This is a genomic window from Agarivorans sp. 1_MG-2023 (assembly GCF_030548385.1).
GTDB lineage: Bacteria > Pseudomonadota > Gammaproteobacteria > Enterobacterales > Celerinatantimonadaceae > Agarivorans.
On record NZ_JAUOSJ010000013.1, the window covers coordinates 106,698 to 126,031 of the forward strand.

At 42.8% G+C, this 19,334-nt stretch carries 15 protein-coding genes; 7 read left to right on the forward strand and 8 right to left on the reverse strand.

The genetic code is table 11. The features are described 5' to 3' along the window. Nucleotides 1-34: 34 nt before the first annotated feature. Nucleotides 35-352, reverse strand: coding sequence for an ATP-dependent Clp protease adapter ClpS (gene clpS / locus Q4592_RS17590; RefSeq protein ID WP_137674741.1), 318 nt, complete (start codon nucleotides 350-352; stop codon nucleotides 35-37). A 192-nt stretch (nucleotides 353-544) separates the two neighbouring features. On the opposite strand from clpS, the gene cspD reads away from it, so the two are divergent. Next, nucleotides 545-760: a cold shock domain-containing protein CspD gene (cspD, locus tag Q4592_RS17595; RefSeq protein WP_137674740.1), complete on the forward strand. Its 216-nt coding sequence runs from the start codon at nucleotides 545-547 to the stop codon at nucleotides 758-760. Between the two features lie 144 nt (nucleotides 761-904). Here cspD and Q4592_RS17600 read toward each other — a convergent pair whose 3' ends face one another. Then, nucleotides 905-3,127 (reverse strand): NADP-dependent isocitrate dehydrogenase, encoded by a 2,223-nt coding sequence (locus Q4592_RS17600; protein ID WP_303515596.1) that lies wholly within the window; start codon nucleotides 3,125-3,127, stop codon nucleotides 905-907. 214 nt (nucleotides 3,128-3,341) lie between these two features. On the opposite strand from Q4592_RS17600, the gene Q4592_RS17605 reads away from it, so the two are divergent. The 4 genes from Q4592_RS17605 (at nucleotide 3,342) to purB (ending at nucleotide 7,172) form a co-directional block, all read left to right on the forward strand. Then, the gene (locus tag Q4592_RS17605; RefSeq protein ID WP_303515597.1) at nucleotides 3,342-3,974 is read left to right on the forward strand and encodes a pseudouridine synthase; all 633 of its coding nucleotides are present in this window, start codon (nucleotides 3,342-3,344) and stop codon (nucleotides 3,972-3,974) included. Between the two features lie 76 nt (nucleotides 3,975-4,050). After that, nucleotides 4,051-5,154, forward strand: coding sequence for a tRNA 2-thiouridine(34) synthase MnmA (gene mnmA / locus Q4592_RS17610; RefSeq protein ID WP_137674737.1), 1,104 nt, complete (start codon nucleotides 4,051-4,053; stop codon nucleotides 5,152-5,154). Between the two features lie 5 nt (nucleotides 5,155-5,159). Continuing rightward, on the forward strand, nucleotides 5,160-5,786 hold the full coding sequence (gene hflD / locus Q4592_RS17615) for a high frequency lysogenization protein HflD (protein WP_137674736.1): 627 nt from the start codon (nucleotides 5,160-5,162) through the stop codon (nucleotides 5,784-5,786). An 18-nt stretch (nucleotides 5,787-5,804) separates the two neighbouring features. Beyond that, on the forward strand, nucleotides 5,805-7,172 hold the full coding sequence (gene purB / locus Q4592_RS17620; protein WP_137674735.1) for an adenylosuccinate lyase: 1,368 nt from the start codon (nucleotides 5,805-5,807) through the stop codon (nucleotides 7,170-7,172). Nucleotides 7,173-7,314: 142 nt separating this feature from the next. On the opposite strand, the gene Q4592_RS17625 is transcribed toward purB, so the two are convergent. Beyond that, complete coding sequence (locus Q4592_RS17625; protein WP_303515600.1) at nucleotides 7,315-10,596, reverse strand: Ig domain-containing protein; 3,282 nt, start codon at nucleotides 10,594-10,596, stop codon at nucleotides 7,315-7,317. A 325-nt stretch (nucleotides 10,597-10,921) separates the two neighbouring features. On the opposite strand from Q4592_RS17625, the gene Q4592_RS17630 reads away from it, so the two are divergent. Then, nucleotides 10,922-11,851: a LysR family transcriptional regulator gene (locus Q4592_RS17630; RefSeq protein ID WP_303515602.1), complete on the forward strand. Its 930-nt coding sequence runs from the start codon at nucleotides 10,922-10,924 to the stop codon at nucleotides 11,849-11,851. Between the two features lie 64 nt (nucleotides 11,852-11,915). On the opposite strand, the gene Q4592_RS17635 is transcribed toward Q4592_RS17630, so the two are convergent. Further along, a complete protein-coding gene (locus Q4592_RS17635) occupies nucleotides 11,916-13,505 on the reverse strand; it encodes an ABC-F family ATPase (RefSeq protein WP_137674732.1) in 1,590 nt (529 codons plus the stop codon). Between the two features lie 253 nt (nucleotides 13,506-13,758). Here Q4592_RS17635 and Q4592_RS17640 point away from each other — a divergent pair, with 253 nt between their 5' ends. After that, nucleotides 13,759-14,121 carry a DUF2750 domain-containing protein gene (locus Q4592_RS17640; RefSeq protein ID WP_303515604.1) on the forward strand — a complete coding sequence of 121 codons (363 nt, stop codon included), beginning with the start codon at nucleotides 13,759-13,761 and terminating at the stop codon, nucleotides 14,119-14,121. Between the two features lie 63 nt (nucleotides 14,122-14,184). Here the strand turns inward: Q4592_RS17640 and hemH are convergent, their stop codons facing one another. From hemH to Q4592_RS17660, 4 genes are all read right to left on the reverse strand, one after another. Beyond that, nucleotides 14,185-15,171 carry a ferrochelatase gene (gene hemH / locus Q4592_RS17645; protein ID WP_303515607.1) on the reverse strand — a complete coding sequence of 329 codons (987 nt, stop codon included), beginning with the start codon at nucleotides 15,169-15,171 and terminating at the stop codon, nucleotides 14,185-14,187. Nucleotides 15,172-15,266: 95 nt separating this feature from the next. Continuing rightward, nucleotides 15,267-15,911 (reverse strand): adenylate kinase, encoded by a 645-nt coding sequence (adk, locus tag Q4592_RS17650; protein ID WP_303515610.1) that lies wholly within the window; start codon nucleotides 15,909-15,911, stop codon nucleotides 15,267-15,269. Between the two features lie 88 nt (nucleotides 15,912-15,999). Next, on the reverse strand, nucleotides 16,000-18,120 hold the full coding sequence (locus Q4592_RS17655) for a GGDEF domain-containing protein (protein ID WP_303515612.1): 2,121 nt from the start codon (nucleotides 18,118-18,120) through the stop codon (nucleotides 16,000-16,002). Further along, nucleotides 18,117-19,289: an extracellular solute-binding protein gene (locus Q4592_RS17660; protein ID WP_303515614.1), complete on the reverse strand. Its 1,173-nt coding sequence runs from the start codon at nucleotides 19,287-19,289 to the stop codon at nucleotides 18,117-18,119. The genes Q4592_RS17655 and Q4592_RS17660 overlap by 4 nt, the downstream gene beginning before the upstream one ends. Nucleotides 19,290-19,334 lie beyond the last annotated feature (45 nt).

The window sequence follows — 19,334 nt, forward strand, 5'->3', positions numbered from 1 at the left end:
CATAGGCCCCCTAAAGACAATCAATACTACGTAGCTATGCTTTCTCCATGGTGCACATCAAGGGATGGTCATTTTGTTTAGCATAACTATTTACTTGTGCAGCTTTTGTTTCAGCTACTTCGGCCGTGAAAACCCCACAAACTCCTTTACCTTTATAATGAATGGTTAACATTATTTGTGTTGCTTTATCTAAATCCATATTAAAAAACAACTGCAACACTTCGATAACAAACTCCATAGGAGTATAGTCATCATTATTTAATACCACCTTATACATTGGTGGTGGTGCCGTCTCGCTTTTGGCCTCTTTGGTGAATTCTTCAACATCTAGCCAGTCAGATAATTTGCTCATAAAAACTATAGTAGTAAAAACGCGTTTCTGTATTCAACATAACCGCTTTGAGTTAACAAGGCTAGTAGAAAAATGCCTTGAAAACTTGACTGTAGTAAATATTTTACTAAATTGTTAAACAGCTGACTTAAAGTTGCGTCAAAAATGACCAACAAGTTGGTTTGGTAGATAAATTTAATAGGGAAATGTCGTATGCCAAACGGTACAGTTAAATGGTTTAACAACGCAAAAGGATTTGGTTTTATTTGCCCGGATACAGGCGGAGAAGATATCTTCGCTCACTATTCGACAATTCAAATGGAAGGGTATCGTACTCTTAAAGCTGGTCAGCCAGTTCAATTTGAAACTCAGCAAGGGCCAAAAGGTAGTCATGCTGTAAGCATTGTCTTTGACGATAGTCAGCAATGACCTTTTAATAGCAATACTCTGCTAGGCCAAATGCCAGTCTTAATGACTGGCATTTTATTTTCTAGCTCCCCCACTCTCATTTATCAGCAGATACAAAAAAGCCGATAACAATGTACCGGCTTATTGAAATGGCTTAGCTCGAAATTAACGCAAGCTATCAACTATTTCGTTAAAGATAGCGCTTGGGCGCATTGCTGCTGACGCCTTAGCGGCATTAGGCTGGAAATAGCCGCTTAAGTCTACACTTGGGCCTTGAGCTGCGTTTAACTGCTCTACAATCGCGCTCTCTTGCGCAACTAGCTTATCAGCAATGGCTGCAAACGCTTGCTTAAGCTCTTTATCACCTTCTTGCTCGGCTAAGCACTGAGCCCAGTACATACACAAGTAAAAGTGACTTCCACGGTTATCGAGCTCTTTAACTTTGCGTGAAGGCGACTTGTTTTGGTCCAAGAAAATGCCCGTTGCTTTATCTAAGGTCGCAGCTAGAACCGCAGCTTTAGCATTATTGGTAACTTGTCCTAAATGCTCCAAAGAAGCAGATAGAGCTAGAAACTCACCTAAAGAATCCCAACGTAAGTGGTTCTCTTTCTCGAATTGCTGAACGTGTTTCGGTGCTGAACCGCCAGCACCCGTTTCAAACAACCCACCACCATTCATTAGCGGTACAATCGACAACATTTTAGCTGATGTACCCAGTTCCAATATTGGGAACAGATCCGTCAGGTAATCACGCAATACGTTACCCGTTACTGAAATAGTATCTAGGCCCTGTTTAACGCGCTCTAGCGAGAACTGAGTTGCATCATTAGGTGCTAAGATCTTAATCTCTAAACCACTAGTATCGTGGTCACCTAAGTAGCTCTCTACTTTAGTAATCAACTGAGCATCATGGGCACGGTTTGCATCTAACCAAAATACTGCAGGAGTATTGCTTAGGCGCGCACGGTTAACAGCGAGTTTTACCCAGTCACGAATAGGCGCGTCTTTAACCTGACACATACGGAAAATGTCGCCTTGATTAACTGATTGGCTAAGTACTACTTGGCCATTTGCATCAATTACTTCAACCGTACCCGCCGCAGGAACAGCAAAGGTTTTGTCATGCGAACCGTATTCTTCAGCTTTTTGCGCCATTAAGCCAACGTTAGCTACCGAGCCCATTGTCGTTGGGTTAAATGCGCCATTCTCTTTACAAAAATCAATAGTTTGCTGATAAATACCGGCATAGCTACGATCAGGAATAACCGCTTTAGTATCTTGTTGCTTACCGTCACTATTCCACATTTGACCAGAAGCACGGATCATTGCAGGCATTGAAGCATCAATAATCACGTCACTTGGTACGTGTAAGTTGGTAATGCCTTTATCCGAATCCACCATCGCTAACGCCGGGCGAACTGCGTAAACAGCTTCAATAGCGGCTTTTATTTCTTCTTGCTTTGCACTGTCTAAGCTTTGAATTTTAGCGTATACATCGCCTAAACCATTACGTACGTCTACACCTAGCTCGTCAAATAACTCACCGTATTTAGCAAATACATCTTTGAAGAATACTTTAACTACATGGCCGAAAATGATTGGGTCAGACACCTTCATCATGGTCGCTTTCATGTGAAGTGAAAACAAAATACCTTTTGCTTTAGCGTCTTCTATCTCTGCTTCAATAAAGGCTGATAACTGGGCCACATTCAGTGCTGCTGCATCAATAACTTCACCCGCTAATACAGGGAAAGCCTCTTTTAGCGTAATAGTTTCACCAGCGTCAGTTTTTAATTGAATCGCTACCGTGTCAGCCTGTTGAATAGTTGCCGATACTTCACTACCGTAAAAATCGCCCTGCTCCATACTGGCTACATGGCTTAAAGAATCTTTAGCCCAAGCCCCCATAGAATGAGGGTTGTTGCGAGCATATTGTTTAACAGAACCAGGTGCGCGGCGGTCTGAGTTACCTTCACGTAGTACCGGGTTTACTGCACTGCCTTTAATTTTGTCATATTTAGCTTTAGCGTCACGCTCTTGGTCGTTGCTTGGCTCTTCTGGGTACTCTGGCAAGGCATAACCTTGTGCTTGAAGCTCTTTAATTGCCGCTTTTAACTGCGGAACAGAAGCACTAATGTTAGGTAACTTGATGATGTTAGCTTCAGGCTTTTTCGCCAATTCACCTAACTCTGCTAATGCGTCTGAGATTTGTTGTTGCTCAGTTAAGCATTCTGGAAAGCTAGAAATAATGCGACCCGCTAAAGAAATATCGCGGGTTTCTACGTGTACACCAGCAGCGCCGGTAAACGCTTGTACAATAGGTAGCAATGAATATGTGGCTAAGGCTGGCGCTTCGTCCGTTAAGGTATAAATAATCTTTGACGTCATGTCGGTCCCTAAAGTTGTGGTTGCTCTCGCTACGGCTGCCATTTTTTGAATAATGATCGAGTCCGCGAGGTGGTCAATTTTACATATAAAAGCAAATAAGCTGCTGTTATTAGCAACTGACCGTCCAATAATTCGGCCAAAATAATAAACCATTTACAAACGCATTAACATTGTTTTACTAGTGGTACATGCATTAGCTGTTACAATCGACGCTATGAATAAGTTTGCAAAAGCGCCAAAGCCGCGCCGTTTTAAACGAAAGGCTGAAGCTAAACCCATTAAACCGCTCAACGGCCCACGCCGTTTAGTTTTATTTAACAAACCTTTTGACGTACTCAGCCAATTTACCGATGGCCAGGGCCGAGCCACCTTAAAAGACTTTATTGATATTCCAGAAGTGTATGCCGCTGGCCGCTTAGATAGAGACAGCGAAGGGTTACTACTGTTAACAAACGACGGAAAGCTGCAACATCAATTAGCGAACCCTAAAGCCAAAACCAGCAAAACCTATTGGGCACAAGTAGAAGGTGCGCCAACAGAGCAAGATTTAGCGCCGCTACGTAGCGGTGTAACACTCAAAGACGGCCCTTGTTTACCCGCCAAAATAAAAATAATAGCCGAGCCAAACCTTTGGCCACGCAATCCTCCCGTTAGAGAGCGTAAATCTATTCCCACTACTTGGCTCAGCATTAGCATTAAAGAAGGTAGAAATAGGCAAGTAAGGCGCATGACAGCAGCGATTGGTTTCCCTACTCTACGCTTGGTACGTTATCAAATTGGTAGCTATACCTTAGATGGCATCAACAATGGTGAGTACCAACAATTAATTGGTGATCAGATAGCATAGTTTGGCTATGTGAAATGCTGTTTTCATCACAGATTTTCTGGTAGAATTCGCCCCAAATTTTTTCCAACTAGTTAGCATGAACTCAAACAACACTAAAAAAGTGATTGTCGGTATGTCCGGCGGCGTTGATTCCTCAGTTTCAGCCTACTTGCTTATTCAGCAAGGCTATCAGGTTGAAGGTCTTTTTATGAAGAACTGGGAAGAAGACGATAACAGCGAATACTGTGCAGCGGCTGAAGATTTAGCCGATGCCCAAGCTGTGTGTGACAAATTAGGTATTAAGCTTCATACCATAAACTTCTCAGCGGAATACTGGGATAACGTGTTTGAACACTTCTTGGAAGAGTACAAAGCGGGTCGCACGCCAAATCCAGACATTATGTGTAACAAGGAAATTAAGTTTAAGGCATTCTTGGAATTTGCCGCAGAAGAACTGTCTGCCGATTACATCGCAACCGGTCACTACGTACAACGTCGCTTTAAAGACGGCCATTGGCAAATGTTACGTGGCTTAGACAGCAACAAAGACCAAAGCTACTTTTTGTATACTCTAGAAGAGAAGCACGTGGCTCAAACGTTGTTCCCTGTTGGTGAAATCGAAAAACCAGAGGTTCGCCGAATCGCCGAAGAACAAGGTTTGATCACCGCTAATAAAAAAGATTCCACCGGAATATGCTTTATTGGTGAGCGTAAGTTTACTGACTTTTTGGCTCAGTACTTACCCGCTCAACCAGGTGATATAGAAACGTGTGAAGGCAAAGTAATTGGTACTCACCAAGGTTTGATGTACCACACCCTAGGCCAACGTAAAGGTTTAGGTATTGGCGGCACCAAAGACGGTGACGAAACGCCATGGTACACAGTAGATAAAGACATTGAGCGTAATGTGCTTATTGTTGGCCAAGGCCATGACCACCCTCGCCTTAAATCACAAGCTTTAATCGCCGCGCAACTGCATTGGGTTGACCGCAAAGTGATTAAGCAGGAGTTGCGTTGCAGCGTTAAGATCCGTTACCGCCAGCAAGACGTAGCCTGCACCATTATCCCGCAAGGCGATGATGAAATTAAAGTCGTTTTCGATGAGCCTCAAATTGCCGTTACGCCAGGTCAATCTGCGGTATTTTACTTAGACGAAGTATGTTTAGGTGGCGGTATCATTGAACAGAAAATTGGCCTATAGCGCTTATGAGTAATCCTCTATCTGATCGTGTTATTGCCTTTGCAGGCATTTGCCAAGCGGCCAAGCTGGTACAAGACGTTGCTCGCACCAGTAACTGTGAAGAAGCCGGTTTAAGTACCTGCCTCAACAGTATTTTGGTGACCAACCCTGATCAAACGGTTGAAGTGTTTGGTTCACTAGAAGAGCTAAAACTAGGTTTAGGCGTAATGAACGCTCAACTTAGTAGCCAACAAGAAAAGCGCAACGCCGAAATCACTCGTTACTTGGTTAGCCTATTAGCGTTAGAACGGCGTTTAAATAAACGTCCTGACCTTATGAATATGATGGGCGAGCGGATTACCCAACTCGATCGCCAGTTACAGCATTTTAACTTACTCGACCAACAAGTATTAGGTGGCATCGCTGATATCTATAGCGACATTATTAGCCCGCTAGGGCCACGCATTCAAGTTGCAGGTAACGTGAGCTATTTACAACAGCCGGTGGTTCAACACAAAGTGCGTGCATTACTCTTAGCCGGTATTCGTGCTTGTGTACTGTGGCGCCAATTAGGCGGACAACGCCGCCAACTACTGTTTTCAAGAAAGAATTATTTACAGCAAACATCAACACTTTTACACACCATTGATTAGTTAATTTAGGAGAACACCATGGAACTGTCGGCCTTGACAGCCATTTCCCCGATAGACGGACGCTACGGGGATAAAACTTCTGAACTGCGCAGTATTTTTAGCGAATTTGGCTTAATAAAATACCGCGTAAGGGTAGAAATTCGTTGGTTACAAAAACTTGCCCAGCAAAACAACATTGCAGAAGTGCCTGCCTTTTCTCCTGAAGCCATTGCTTTTTTAGATAGCATTAACGATAACTTTAGCGAAGCCGATGCTGCTCGCGTTAAAGAGATTGAACGTACTACCAACCACGATGTAAAAGCGGTTGAGTACTTTCTTAAAGAAAAAGTAGCAGGTAACGCAGAGCTTAACGCCGTATCTGAGTTCATTCACTTTGCCTGTACTTCTGAAGACATTAACAACTTGTCTCACGCTTTAATGCTAAGTGAAGCACGTAGCGAAGTATTAGTGCCTTACCTGCAACAGCTAATTGATGCGATTACCAGTCTTGCTAAAGAACTGCGTGAAACACCGTTACTATCTCGTACTCACGGGCAGCCGGCTTCACCAAGTACTATGGGCAAAGAAATGGCTAACGTAGTAGCACGTTTACGTCGCCAGCTTAAACAAATCGAAGCAGTGGAAGTTTTAGGTAAAATTAACGGTGCTGTAGGTAACTACAACGCTCACATCTCTGCTTACCCAGAGGTAGACTGGCACCAGTTTTCTGAAGAATTCGTTACCAGTTTAGGTGTTCAGTGGAACCCTTACACTACGCAAATCGAACCGCACGATTACATTGCCGAGTTGTACGATGCCATTGCCCGTTTTAACACTATTTTGTTAGATTTTGACCGCGATGTTTGGGGCTATATCTGCCTTGGTCACTTCAAGCAAAAAACCATTGCTGGTGAAATTGGTTCTTCTACCATGCCACACAAAGTGAACCCAATTGATTTTGAAAACTCTGAGGGTAACTTAGGCATCGCCAACGCATTGTTCGGTCACTTAGCCGCTAAACTACCGGTTTCTCGCTGGCAGCGTGACCTTACCGATTCTACGGTATTACGTAACCTTGGTGTGGCAATGGGTTACTCGCTAATTGCTTATCAAGCTACGCTTAAAGGCGTAAGCAAGTTGCAAGTAAACGAAGAAAACTTATTGAAAGATCTTGATGGCAACTGGGAAGTATTGGCCGAGCCAGTACAAACCGTTATGCGCCGTTACGGTATTGAAAAGCCATACGAGAAACTGAAAGAGTTAACTCGCGGTAAGCGAGTGGACGCAGAAGCAATGCGCAACTTTATCGACGGTTTAGATATGCCAGAATCGGCGAAAGATGAGTTGAAGAAAATGACCCCTGCCAACTACATTGGCGATGCGGTTAAGTTAGTTGACCAGCTTTAAACGCTAGGCTCACTATCAAAAGCCAGTAGCAACGCTACTGGCTTTTTTGTATCTAAAGGCTTTTAAAACACCAAAAAGAAAAATCCCCGCCATAGAGGCAGGGATTGTTGTAAAAGTATCTATGCTAGAAAACCACTAACAATTAATTTGCAGAGTTAGTCTCTACCCATTGCATATTGTATTTAACCGCTTCCATAAACTGGCTTTGGTCGTCTTTTACCTTACCAATGAAGCTATAAGTATCTCCATCATTCAGAGCTCGACTAAAATCAAAGTCATATGCCGCTGATTGCACGCCATTTTCGACTAAATCGAAACATTCAGTACTAGTAACGCTAAAACCATCCGGACCGTTTAAGGTGAAAGCACTGTAAAACTCTCTTATCGCAGAGCAGCTAATACTTTCACCATCCGCAGGGTCAAAGTAAAGATCCGCATCGTAAAACGCTCCTAGGTCACTAGTGTCTTTTTTTATCGATAGTGACACCGTACCTAGCTGATACTGTAATGCTTCACTTTTAGGTAAGTAAAAATCGAATGCACGTTTGAACCAAGCATCACTGGATTTACTTTGTAAGCGTTTCTCCGCTTCTTGCAAATCACTATAATAGGCATAACGTTCGCCTCCAAACGCTTCAACCATAAACGCGCCCTCTGATAGATCATCAGCAAGGGCTTGAATAAATAGCTCGGTGTACTCAAATTGCGTTGCACTTATTGTATCGTCAACATCAGCCGTAATACGGATAGACAGTTTATTGTTTACAATTTTGTACTCGCCCACTTCAATGTCAGCTTGTGTATCACAAGAGGTTAAGTTTTCTGGACTACGATGGTTCATAAACATCTTACCGTCTTCAAACAACGCTGTATCACACCAAATACGGGTGAAGTTGCTGGTAGAATCATCACCATCGTCACTACCATATTCGGTGTAGTACCAGTTCTTACCAATCAACGCTTCGACATTGTGTTCAGGGTTTTGTGATGGGTTCCATTGTTGAATGGTACTTTCGATAAGCGTTAAGTTTTCTGACTCCAGCAAAGTGAAAAGCGATTCGCCCTCAGCTTGGTCATAAATGATACTTAACACCTGCTCACCCTCACCAAAAGTGCGCATGTAAACCCAAGTGAAATCACCTTCATCTGAGCTACTTAGGTTTAATCGTTGTATGTCATTTTCAGCAGTAACTGTCCAGTCACCACTAAACCCTTGTTCGCCCCAATTATGATGTGGCCACATTGCTTCGAAGCTACCCGCTTTAAGCGCCGAGTTTAGATAAATATTTTGGCTAGTTTGCTTGTAAACAACTTGCTGTAAGAATACATCAGTCCCATCGGGGTGATCTTCAATTGCTTGATATAAAGTATTGTTAGCGACAGGCACTGCTGCAGTGTGAGTAAACGGTGTATCATTACTGTCGAGCCAGAATAACTCATTATCCATAGCAAACATGATCTGGTAATGGTTGTCTTTGGCATATTCAAAGGTGGCGACAAAAGAGAAGTCAGCATCTCCTTCGTCATCTCCAGCCATGCTTAAACTACCATCTTGATTCAAGGTAACCGGGTCACAACGCCACTCTTCTTCAGCCGGTGGATTTGCTTCTACGTCAACTAAATCGGCGGCATCTTTAATGTCATGCTCATGAGGGTTCCAACAAAATTGTTTTTCACCGTCAACGATACGCAGCGAAACCCAACCAAATTCAATCCCATCATTATCCATGCCTACTTCGCCCATGCGCCACGCGCCGGCCTTAGCAAAGTGCTCTTCTTTAAATCGGTACTTTACCGGAACCACTGGTTCAACGGGATCTACCGGTAGATCTGCTGCGGCAACCACTAAAGCAAAATTACTATCTACTGCTGGGTTTTCACTGTCAGTCGCAGATACCGTTAAACGGCCTGTTTGCTGCTTAGTTGGAGTGCCAACTAGTAGTAAGTTATCTGCTTCCAAGCTTGCACTTAAGCCAAGCACGTCGGTGCTTACCGTTAACGTGAAATCTTCATTATCGGTAAACAGACCACTCAGCGATATAACAGAGTCAACCGATGTAGCTACTTTAAGCTCTAATGCATTTAGCTGCTCTTGTACTAGGGTTTGAGCAGTTTTGTTGACTTCTGGGGCGTGGTTAAACGCTTTTGCTACCGCAATAGCAAAGTGAGCTCTTACTTCAGCATTAATTGAATCACTGGCGCCAATAGACAACACAAAGTCACCGCGTGTGGTCGGTGTACCACCCAATAGTAACTGCTCTTGTTCAACCCTTAGTGTTAATCCCGGTACATTAGAATCAGCAGAAATAATCAGTGCATCATCATCTTCAAATAGTTGCGTTAGATCGATTGTTTCGTTTACTTGCTCATTAGCTCTAAGTTCGAGTTTGAGTAACTGCTCTTGAATTTGTTGTTGCGTGGCAGTATTAACTATTGGCGCTTGGTTAGGCGAACTAACATTTAACTCAAGGACCAAGGGGTATGAGCGTGTTTTTTGATCACTAGCATAAACATATAAAGTAAACTGCCCTGCGACTTGAGGCGTGCCGCTAATAATGCCTGAGTCAGAATCGATACTTAAACCACTATCAAAGGCATCCATTGAATAGCTAAGTACATCTGCTTCGTTAGCATCGTTGAAATAAAGGCTTACGTCTTGATCAACACTTTCACCTAGCTCAATGCTAACCGGAGCGGGTAACTGCTCCAGATCTACATATGGGCGGTAATTTGTTTCTACTTTCTCGTAGCCATTTGTTGGGTCAACCACTACAACGGGAGAGTAGTGCTCTAAATCTTTCGCTGGGTCAGCAATAATTTCTGATGTCTCTTTTGACACATCTTCAATTACTTTTAGCTGTTCAGACGGATCTAAAACATCATCATTATCAACTAAAGTTTCACCTACAATGTTAACCGCTTCAGCTTTTTCGTCCCCGCTTTCAGCCGCTTCAATGTAGTCTCCAAAAATGTCTTGCTCGGTATACACCACGTCAGAGTCTTCGCTATTAAACGAATCTACCACTGCGGCTTCAGCTTGCTCTTGGCTTAAGCTGTCGTCAGTAATCATTTGCTCAACCACTAGGTTAGTCATTGGACTAATTACTGCAGAACCCGCAGGAGCCGCTAATTCGAACTCATCTACCACTACCCCTCGGTTGGAATCAACGGTTACGCCGGCAATCGCTTTTATACAAATGGTTTTGTCTGCATGCTCTACCGATAATGACAGTTCTCCCTTGTCATCTGTTGCGCCCACTCTTAACTCACAACTATCTCCAGCGTACACATCTGCATTGGCTAAATAGCCATCAATAGCGGTCACGGTGAACAGCGAAGGGCTGCTCGGTGAATCATTTGAATCACTGCCACAACCAGACAACGCTAAGGCCACTGCAGCCGTTAGCAAACTAACTTTCTTCATCAATACAACCTTGTTATAGGATCAGATTACCTCAAGTTTTCTAACTCGAGGGTTTACGGGTCTATACAAGCCAAAAACGCCACTAAGCCATACCCTACCGGTAGGCTTAATCTCAAATTTGAGGTTTGGATAATCGAGTGATTAACAATGACTAACAAATAACCTGGCGGTTAAACACTGTTCAGAAGTTGTCGTTAAAACGAGCGTTAAGTCATTAAAAAATCGCGCTAATTCTACTTATTTGCCCTAAGACAAGTTAACGCTAAATAAGACTTCAATTAAGTCGGTTTGCGACTTATAGTGCGCGGCAATATTAGGAGAGATTTTGCAAAAATTAGACACCAGAGCTTATGACCAGTTGTCATTAAAACTACTTAGAATATTACGTGCGGTATATGAAACATCCAGTACCTACAAAGCGGCACAACAGTTGTACGTATCTCAATCGGCGGTAGCCAGGGGATTAGATAAGCTACGACAAATACTAAACGATCCCTTATTTGTAAGAAGCAATAATCAACTCATTGCTACACCATATTGTCAGCGAATTTACTTAAGAGTACCCCATTTATTAGATGCCTTATTGTCGACTATTTCTACACAAGCAGAATTTTTACCAGAGCAGTTAACTGAACAGTACTCAATTGCACTAAACAGTACTTTTAGCCACCAATACGGAAGCGCTTTTTCCAAAGCATTATTAACTCAGGCTCCCAATGCTACTTGGTGTTTTAAAACGTGGTATCCAGGCGCTGAAGTTGATATTCAACATAACCGTATATCTTATGGCATTCAGTACCATAACAATGAGTTTCCATCCACTATTCATCAAGAACCCATTAGCCAGCAAACCATGGTGATGCTAGCAGGCGAAGATCACCCTCTCGCGAAACTACAGCGAAAAATTAGCTTAGAAGAGTTACAACACTGGTCTTTTATAAAGTTTTCGGTGGTTGGTTGGAACGATACTTATAGCAAAATTAAGCAACTGATGAGCGAGCAAGGTTTACCTTTTAAGCAATTGGCAGAAACCGACTCAGTGGAGAACTTAATTAGCATGCTTCAACAGCACCCCTTCGTTAGCGGTGGTTGTCGCTCTCTTGCCACCAAAGAGAACCGTTTAGTGGAGTTAGATATTGAGCAAAGCAAATACAGTAAGCATTACTGGCTTAATGCCTGCTACCCACGCTCAGCTAATCATACAGCTTTAATACAATGGTTAAATGCACTCACCAAGTCTTGTGCAAAACAATAAGTATATTTTTGGAATAAAAAAAGCAGCCAATGGCTGCTTTCTTGTTTAAGGGTTCAGAGCAACCTTAAGCCGTTAGGCCTTGGCTCGCTAAGTACTCTTCGTAAGTGCCATGGAAATCAACAATACCTTCTGGCGTCATCTCAATCACACGTGTAGCCAAACTTGAAACAAACTCTCGGTCGTGGCTTACAAAGATTAACGTGCCAGGGTAGTTTTCTAAGGCTAAGTTTAATGATTCGATAGATTCCATATCCAAGTGGTTGGTTGGTTCGTCCATCACCATTACATTTGGTTTTTGTAAAATCATTTTTCCAAACAACATACGGCCTTGTTCACCACCAGAAATGACTTTTACTGACTTTTTAATATCATTTTGTGAGAATAATAAACGCCCCAGAGTACCGCGCATTACTTGCTCGTCGTCGCCCTCTTTGCCCCACTGCCACATCCAATCAATCAAGTTTTTATCTTCTTCAAAGTCAGCTGAGTGATCCTGTGCATAGTAGCCAAGCTGCGCATTTTCAGACCATTTAATGCTGCCGCCAAATTCTGTATCACCCATCAAACACTTTAAGAATGTAGTTTTACCAATGCCGTTAGGGCCGATAACAGCAATACGCTCACCCACTTCAACCATTAGATCTAGATCTTTAAATAAGGTCTCTTCGTAAGTTTTCTCTAAACCTTCAATTTGTACTGCTAAACGGTGTAACTTTTTCTCTTCTTCAAAACGAATATATGGGTTTTGACGACTTGAAGGTTTTACTTCGGCCAATTGAATTTTATCAATTTGCTTAGCACGAGACGTAGCTTGCTTAGACTTAGAGGCGTTGGCAGAGAAACGGCTAACAAAGGTTTTTAGCTCAGCAATTTGCGCTTTTTTCTTGGCATTGTCAGACAGCATTTGATCACGTGCTTGGGTAGCAGCGGTCATGTACTCGTCGTACGAGCCTGGGAATGTGCGTAGTTCGCCGTAATCTAAATCAGCCATGTGAGTACATACGCTATTTAAAAAGTGACGGTCGTGCGAAATGATGATCATGGTGCAGTTACGCTCGTTCAACACACCTTCTAACCAGCGAATAGTATTAATATCCAAGTTGTTGGTAGGTTCATCGAGTAACATAATGTCTGGGTCACCAAACAATACTTGGGCTAGCAATACACGTAGCTTCCAGCCCGGCGCAACTTCACTCATTGGGCCATAATGCTGTTCAATGGGAATACCTACACCCAATAATAACTCGCCTGCACGTGCTTCAGCAGTGTAACCATCCATTTCGGCAAACTCGGCTTCTAGCTCAGCGGCACGAATACCGTCTTCTTCGGTCATTTCAGGGTTGTCATAAATAGCATCGCGTTCAGACTTAACTGCCCACAGCTCTTCGTAGCCCATAATCACGGTATCGATAACCGCATTATTTTCGTAGGCAAACTGATCTTGTTTTAGCTTACCGATGCGTTCGTTGGGATCTTTAGAAACATTACCGCCACTTGGCTCTAAATCACCACCCAATATCTTCATAAAGGTCGATTTACCACAACCGTTTGCCCCAATTAGGCCATAACGATTACCCTCGCCAAATTTAACTGAGACATTTTCAAATAATGGCTTAGCGCCAAATTGCATGGTGATATTAGAAGAAGTAAGCAATGTAAATATTCCGCATGGTTTAGTGACCGCGGCCAATTTGCCGTGTAATCACTTTGCTAAAAAGTTTGGTCGCGCATTATGCCACAACTTGACTAAACATCGCACATTTAACGACAACGATCACATAAGTGTAGCGACTAAGTCATTTCTCGTTTGAATATTAAGCATTCAACCAAGCACTTGGCCCTTTTATATGACGCCTAGCTCTATTTGGATTACTCTAATCTTAAATCACCGCAACCGAGGACGATTTATGTCTGATGCAAACTCTGTCGCTAAGTCTGACAGTCAATCACGCCTGCAATACCTGATTAAAGAAAGCAAAGCACAGAATCAGCTGTGGATCTTAATTGATGATGACGGCTGCGTTATGCTCAACTCTGAAGACGAGGACTGTGTTCCTGTTTGGCCAAGTAAAGAATTTGCCGAAGACTGGGCCACTGGAGATTGGGCACACTGTAAAGCAGAAGCTATTTCACTGAACAAGTGGCGAAGCCGATGGACAGAAGGGTTAACCGGTGACGAACTATACGTGGCTGTATTCCCGAACGAGCTAGAAGAAGGGCTAATATTGTCGCCTTACGAATTTGAAGACGCGCTAGGAAAAGGGCGTTAAAACGAAAAAGCCTCGTATAGTGTTCAACTATTGCGAGGCTTTATTTTATCAATCGTTAACGATTTACCAACCCTGAGTATGTTTCTCAATAAGTTGGCAATATAACTCTACTTGCTCAGGATTATCGTTCAACGCAGATATATAGTGATACTGTTCACCGCCCGCCTCTAAAAACTCATCACGTAACTCACAAGACACTTCTTCAATGGTTTCTAAGCAGTCTGCTGAAAAAGCAGGCGAAATAACATCTACCGATTTAACCCCTTGCTCAGCTAATTGATGAAGCAGCTGATCGGTGTAAGGTTTCACCCAAGGATCTTTACCAAAGCGCGACTGGTAACATAAACGCCATTGGTTTTGTTTTAATCCCAACAAGCCTGCCACTTTAGCCGCGGTATCTTCACATTGTTGTGGATAAGGGTCGCCATTTCTAGCATAACGTTCGGGAATGCCATGGAATGAAAACAGTAATACCTCGCCGCGCGCGGTGAGCTCCCAATGTTGCTTAATTGAATTGGCTAATGCTTCAATGTAAGCGGGCTCAGCATAGTACTCTTTCACCATACGTAACTCGGGCAAGTTATAGGTATTCTTTAGACTTTTTGCGTAAGCATCAAATACTGGGGCGGTAGTAGAAACCGAATATTGCGGGTACATAGGCAACAACAATACTTTTTGATGGCCAGCCTTTAGCACCTCATTAACAGCCTCCTGAATATCAGGTGAGCTGTACGTCATGGCTAGGTACACTTCAACCTTGCCACGAAGTTTGGCTGACACTTTTTGATGAATTTGCTCACTAATGACTTTTAGCGGAGAGCCATTTTTTAGCCAAATTTGCTGATACAACTTAGCAACTCTACGTGAACGCAGTGGCAAGATGACACAATACAACAAGGGCAACCAGAGTATTCTGGGCAGATTAACCACACGTTTATCTGATAAAAATCGACCTAAGAATTTAGCAACGGCGTTTGGCGTAGCTTCGTCTGGGGTACCTAGGTTTACCATAATTACGGCACATTTTAATTCGCTGTCGTTTTGCGGCATTCAACTATTCCCTATATATAGATGACACAGTGTACGGCATTTTTAGGCATAAAAAAAAGCGGCAAAAGCCGCTTTTTTCTTATCGTGATGAGCAATTAATCAAGCAATTCAATTAATTGATTGCTGATAGCTTCAACTGACTGAGTTCCGTCAAGTTTAAAGTATTTGCTATTGCCCTGTTCAGCTTCTTTACCGTAGTAGCTTACTAATGGTTTAGTTTGCTCATGATAAATAGCTAAACGGTCACGAACGATGCTTTCTTCATCATCTGGACGAATAACTAAGTCTTCGCCGCTAACGTCGTCTTTACCTTCAACCTTAGGTGGGTTGTATACAATGTGGTAAACACGGCCACTGCCTGGGTGAACACGACGGCCACTCATGCGTTTTACGATTTCTTCATCGGCAACGTCAAATTCCAAAACAGCATCAATGTTAATGCTGGCTTCTTTCATTGCGTCTGCTTGTGGAATAGTACGAGGGAAGCCATCTAGCAAGAAGCCTTTGGCACAATCGTCTTCAAGAATACGTTCTTTTACTAAACCAATGATCAACTCATCTGAGACCAGTTGTCCTGCATCCATTACTTCTTTTGCTTTGATGCCTAATGCGGTGCCAGCTTTTACAGCTGCACGAAGCATGTCACCAGTAGAAATTTGAGGGATGCCATAACGCTCCATAATAAATTGTGCTTGGGTACCTTTACCCGCACCTGGAGCGCCTAAAAGAATAATGCGCATAATTTGCTGTTCCTTGGTCTAGTTTTTAGTGCTTTTACAAGAGACGTGAATTTACACTGATGGGGCCAATACTACAAGGGAAGCTCGACTAAAGTTGAGTTTGACGAAGCTGGGCGTAGTAGCGTTGTTTATTGCTGTACATGTTTTGGTCAGCCAGTTTATATAAGCCGCTAAAATCAACATCACCGGTTGAGGCATAACCCAAAGAGAAACTCACTAAAGGCTCTCCGCCAAAGCTATTTAAGTCGATCCCTACCTGGTTATTTTGTTTGTTTTGCAAGGTTTGCTCTAACAATTCAGCATTAACCAACTGCTCTCCTACCAACACAATGGCAAATTCGTCACCACCAATGCGGTAAAAATCAGAGGTGATACCTTGGCAACACTCCGCCATAACTTTAGCGACCGAGATAATCAATTGGTCACCTTTTTCATGGCCTTTTTCATCATTCATTTGTTTAAGGCCATTAACATCAATAATGAACAATCCCACTTCGGCATCTAATTGGGTTTCCAAGGTAAATTGAAGCTCATCAAAGGCTTGGCGATTGCGGATCCCAGTTAACGAATCGGTTCTGGCAACATGATCTAGCTCTTCATTCAGGGTACGGTTTTCCAAGAAAGCGCTCAGCTCAGTAATAAACAACAAAATGCGATTGCTGTACTCTTCACTAAGTTTTGGTTCATTGACCAATAGCCAACCCATTTCACCACCGCCACAACGAATACCAAAAACATTCACCAGTTGCTGCTTAAACTCAATGCTAAAGCGATCCCAACGTTGCCGAGATTTTTCTGATACGCGGTTTTGCAATACCTCAAAACTATCAATCTCTAGCGACAAACTTTCATAAACTGTGCGATGGCCGCGCGATTTAGGCAAATGGATTATCAAACCCATATTGGGAAAGCACATCGCAAGGATACGTAATGCATCTCGAGAGATTTGCCGATTGCCAACACTGGCTTCAAGCACTCGTCTAAATTGCACCAATTGTTGGAAGAAGAAGTTACTTTGAGCCAGGTTATCCATGGATTCTTCTAAATCCCTTGTGCGCTCTTCCACCTTAAACTCTAATTGGCTGTTAAGTGTTTGAACTTCTTCTAAGTAGCCTGCCCGCAGTTTATCTACTTTGGCCAGTTCTTCGTTCTTTTGGTTTACCGTACGAAGCTGTTCACCAATTGTCGATTTCATTTCAGCGAGCAAATTAGCAACATCGGCAAATTCACGAATTGTCACTTTGCCGTCTGCAACCCAGTCGGCTTCTCGGCCTTTTTCAAAGTCGCGGATCAGCGCATACAATTGGCCAAAGGCTTTGGCGACCAAGTGGGCAAATAGCATTACAACGAGAATAATCGCCACAATCACTACTACACTGGTTGCCATACCGGGTGCCATGGCCTCTTTTACTTGATGAGTTAAGCTGTCTAAGCGCTGGCCAACTTTAATTTTAAGCCATACAGAGTTTTGGTAATTTCGCCCGCTAATAATCAATCTGCTTGAATGCGTAACATCATACTCATCATCGCCAATCAAGTTACCTTCTAGCTGTTCTTCACGGTAAAACACCGCTAGGCTTTCGTCAGCTTGAAGCTCTTTCTCTACCGTTGAGCCCAGTTTATAAATAGGCACAACAGCAATCAGATAACCTCTCACATGTATATGATCGATGGCTTTGTCGGAGTAAATTGGCACCACATGAACCAAACTATGGTGACGCCCGCCTTTGTTTACCAATGAATAATTGTCGATTAGATAAACTTTGCTTTTTGAGTCGAGATCTTTGATTTTGAAGGGTGACTCGAAACGATTGTGAAGAATATTAGATTGCTCTAACGCAAGAATATTTCCGCCATAGGACTCAATCACATATCCATCAGCTTCCACCAAATACAGTGATTCAATCAACGGTGTATCCAATACAAAATTAGCGAGTACGTCCGGCAGGTGAATTGAAAACAGCAGATCATCAATGCCTTTCACTATGCTGTCTTGTTCAGACAACAAACGTAAGCCATTAGTTAAAATCTCGTTGCTGTGCGACAACTCCGCGGTGATTTGATTAGCAGACGCCACCAAACGACTGTCTACCGACTTATAAACAAAGCTATACATTTGCTTATAGAGCGTAAACGACAGTACGGTTACCGGAATAATGGCAACAAAGATTAACAATATAAAGGTGATAGACCGAAGCCTAATGGTCATTTTTTGCTTCCGCGTTTACGAACTTCTTTATCGGCAACATTTTGCATAAATTTGGTGGCTTGCTCGACCGAATAACTATGATCAATATAGCGATTAAACCCGCGTTCCATAGCCAACCATACAATTGTCATTTCAGCATCACTGGGCATAGCCTTGGTTTCTGCCATTTGTTGCAGCATTTGCTGGTCGTTCTCAGTATCACTATTTATTTTTTGCTCAAGCACATCCAGATTGGCAGGAATTAAGCCACCTTGTTCATAAATAATATCTTGCGATGTGGATTGCTGCATAAACAAACTAAATTGTTTTATCTGTTCATAATTAGTGTCTGTTTCCGCCAAACGAGGAAAAGCCAAAACGTAACCAGAAAACATTGGCAACATGGGTTTACCCGCTATGCTAGGTAATACACTCACGCCAAGTTTATCGCCCACGCTTTGCTTAAGTTCTTTGTATATCCAATCACCATTAATCATGTAAGCTGCGTCTCCATTTTTAAAACGTTCAACGCTACAATCATGATTACAGCTTGAATCAACGAGACCTATATCTTTCAGCTGCTTGTAATAACTTAATGCCTTTTGCATTTCAGGCGTATCGAGAGTGATGTTACCGTCCTCCATTAACCAACCTTGATAGGCGGTTAGGAAAGGAATGAACCAATACATTTCTCGATAATTCCAAACAATGGCATCGCGCCCATCGGCACTCAGTAGTGTTTGCTGCTCTAATAACTCTGCCCAGCTTTTCACTGGTTGTTTCACCAAGTCTTTATTGTAATAAAGTACTAGGTGATTACCTTGAAACAAAGGAATGCCGTATTGCTCGCCATCCGTATACCCGGCAGCTAATACCCGTTGTTCAAGCTGCGGAATAATCCAGTCTTCAGGTACTGGAGCCAATGAAATAAGATCATGCATGCCCACAAAATCACTGGGTACATACAGAATATCTGGCAAGGTATTAGTACGCGCTTGATTAAGCACTTCTTCGCGTAAACGCTCTGAAAGAAAATTGTTTTTCTCGACGGTAGCGCCGCTTTGTTTTTCAAATTCAGCAATCGCGTTATCGAGATATTGAGATGGGTTATGTGCATTCCACAATGACACCTTTGTATCGGCTAGAACGGCAAAACACGTAAAGCCCAAAACAAGTAACCATGTGCGCATGTTAGCTACCTAATGTTTTTTATTTTTTTTTAGTGTAGCAATGAA

Bases quoted from the DNA above. Each gene is read 5' to 3' on its own strand.
- adk (WP_303515610.1), bottom strand. From the start codon at position 15,911: ATGCGCATTATTCTTTTAGGCGCTCCAGGTGCGGGTAAAGGTACCCAA.
- Q4592_RS17655 (WP_303515612.1), bottom strand. From the start codon at position 18,120: ATGACCATTAGGCTTCGGTCTATCACCTTTATATTGTTAATCTTTGTT.
- clpS (WP_137674741.1), bottom strand. From the start codon at position 352: ATGAGCAAATTATCTGACTGGCTAGATGTTGAAGAATTCACCAAAGAG.
- hflD (WP_137674736.1), top strand. From the start codon at position 5,160: ATGAGTAATCCTCTATCTGATCGTGTTATTGCCTTTGCAGGCATTTGC.
- hemH (WP_303515607.1), bottom strand. From the start codon at position 15,171: ATGCCGCAAAACGACAGCGAATTAAAATGTGCCGTAATTATGGTAAAC.
- Q4592_RS17600 (WP_303515596.1), bottom strand. From the start codon at position 3,127: ATGACGTCAAAGATTATTTATACCTTAACGGACGAAGCGCCAGCCTTA.
- purB (WP_137674735.1), top strand. From the start codon at position 5,805: ATGGAACTGTCGGCCTTGACAGCCATTTCCCCGATAGACGGACGCTAC.
- mnmA (WP_137674737.1), top strand. From the start codon at position 4,051: ATGAACTCAAACAACACTAAAAAAGTGATTGTCGGTATGTCCGGCGGC.
- cspD (WP_137674740.1), top strand. From the start codon at position 545: ATGCCAAACGGTACAGTTAAATGGTTTAACAACGCAAAAGGATTTGGT.
- Q4592_RS17660 (WP_303515614.1), bottom strand. From the start codon at position 19,289: ATGCGCACATGGTTACTTGTTTTGGGCTTTACGTGTTTTGCCGTTCTA.
- Q4592_RS17605 (WP_303515597.1), top strand. From the start codon at position 3,342: ATGAATAAGTTTGCAAAAGCGCCAAAGCCGCGCCGTTTTAAACGAAAG.
- Q4592_RS17625 (WP_303515600.1), bottom strand. From the start codon at position 10,596: ATGAAGAAAGTTAGTTTGCTAACGGCTGCAGTGGCCTTAGCGTTGTCT.
- Q4592_RS17640 (WP_303515604.1), top strand. From the start codon at position 13,759: ATGTCTGATGCAAACTCTGTCGCTAAGTCTGACAGTCAATCACGCCTG.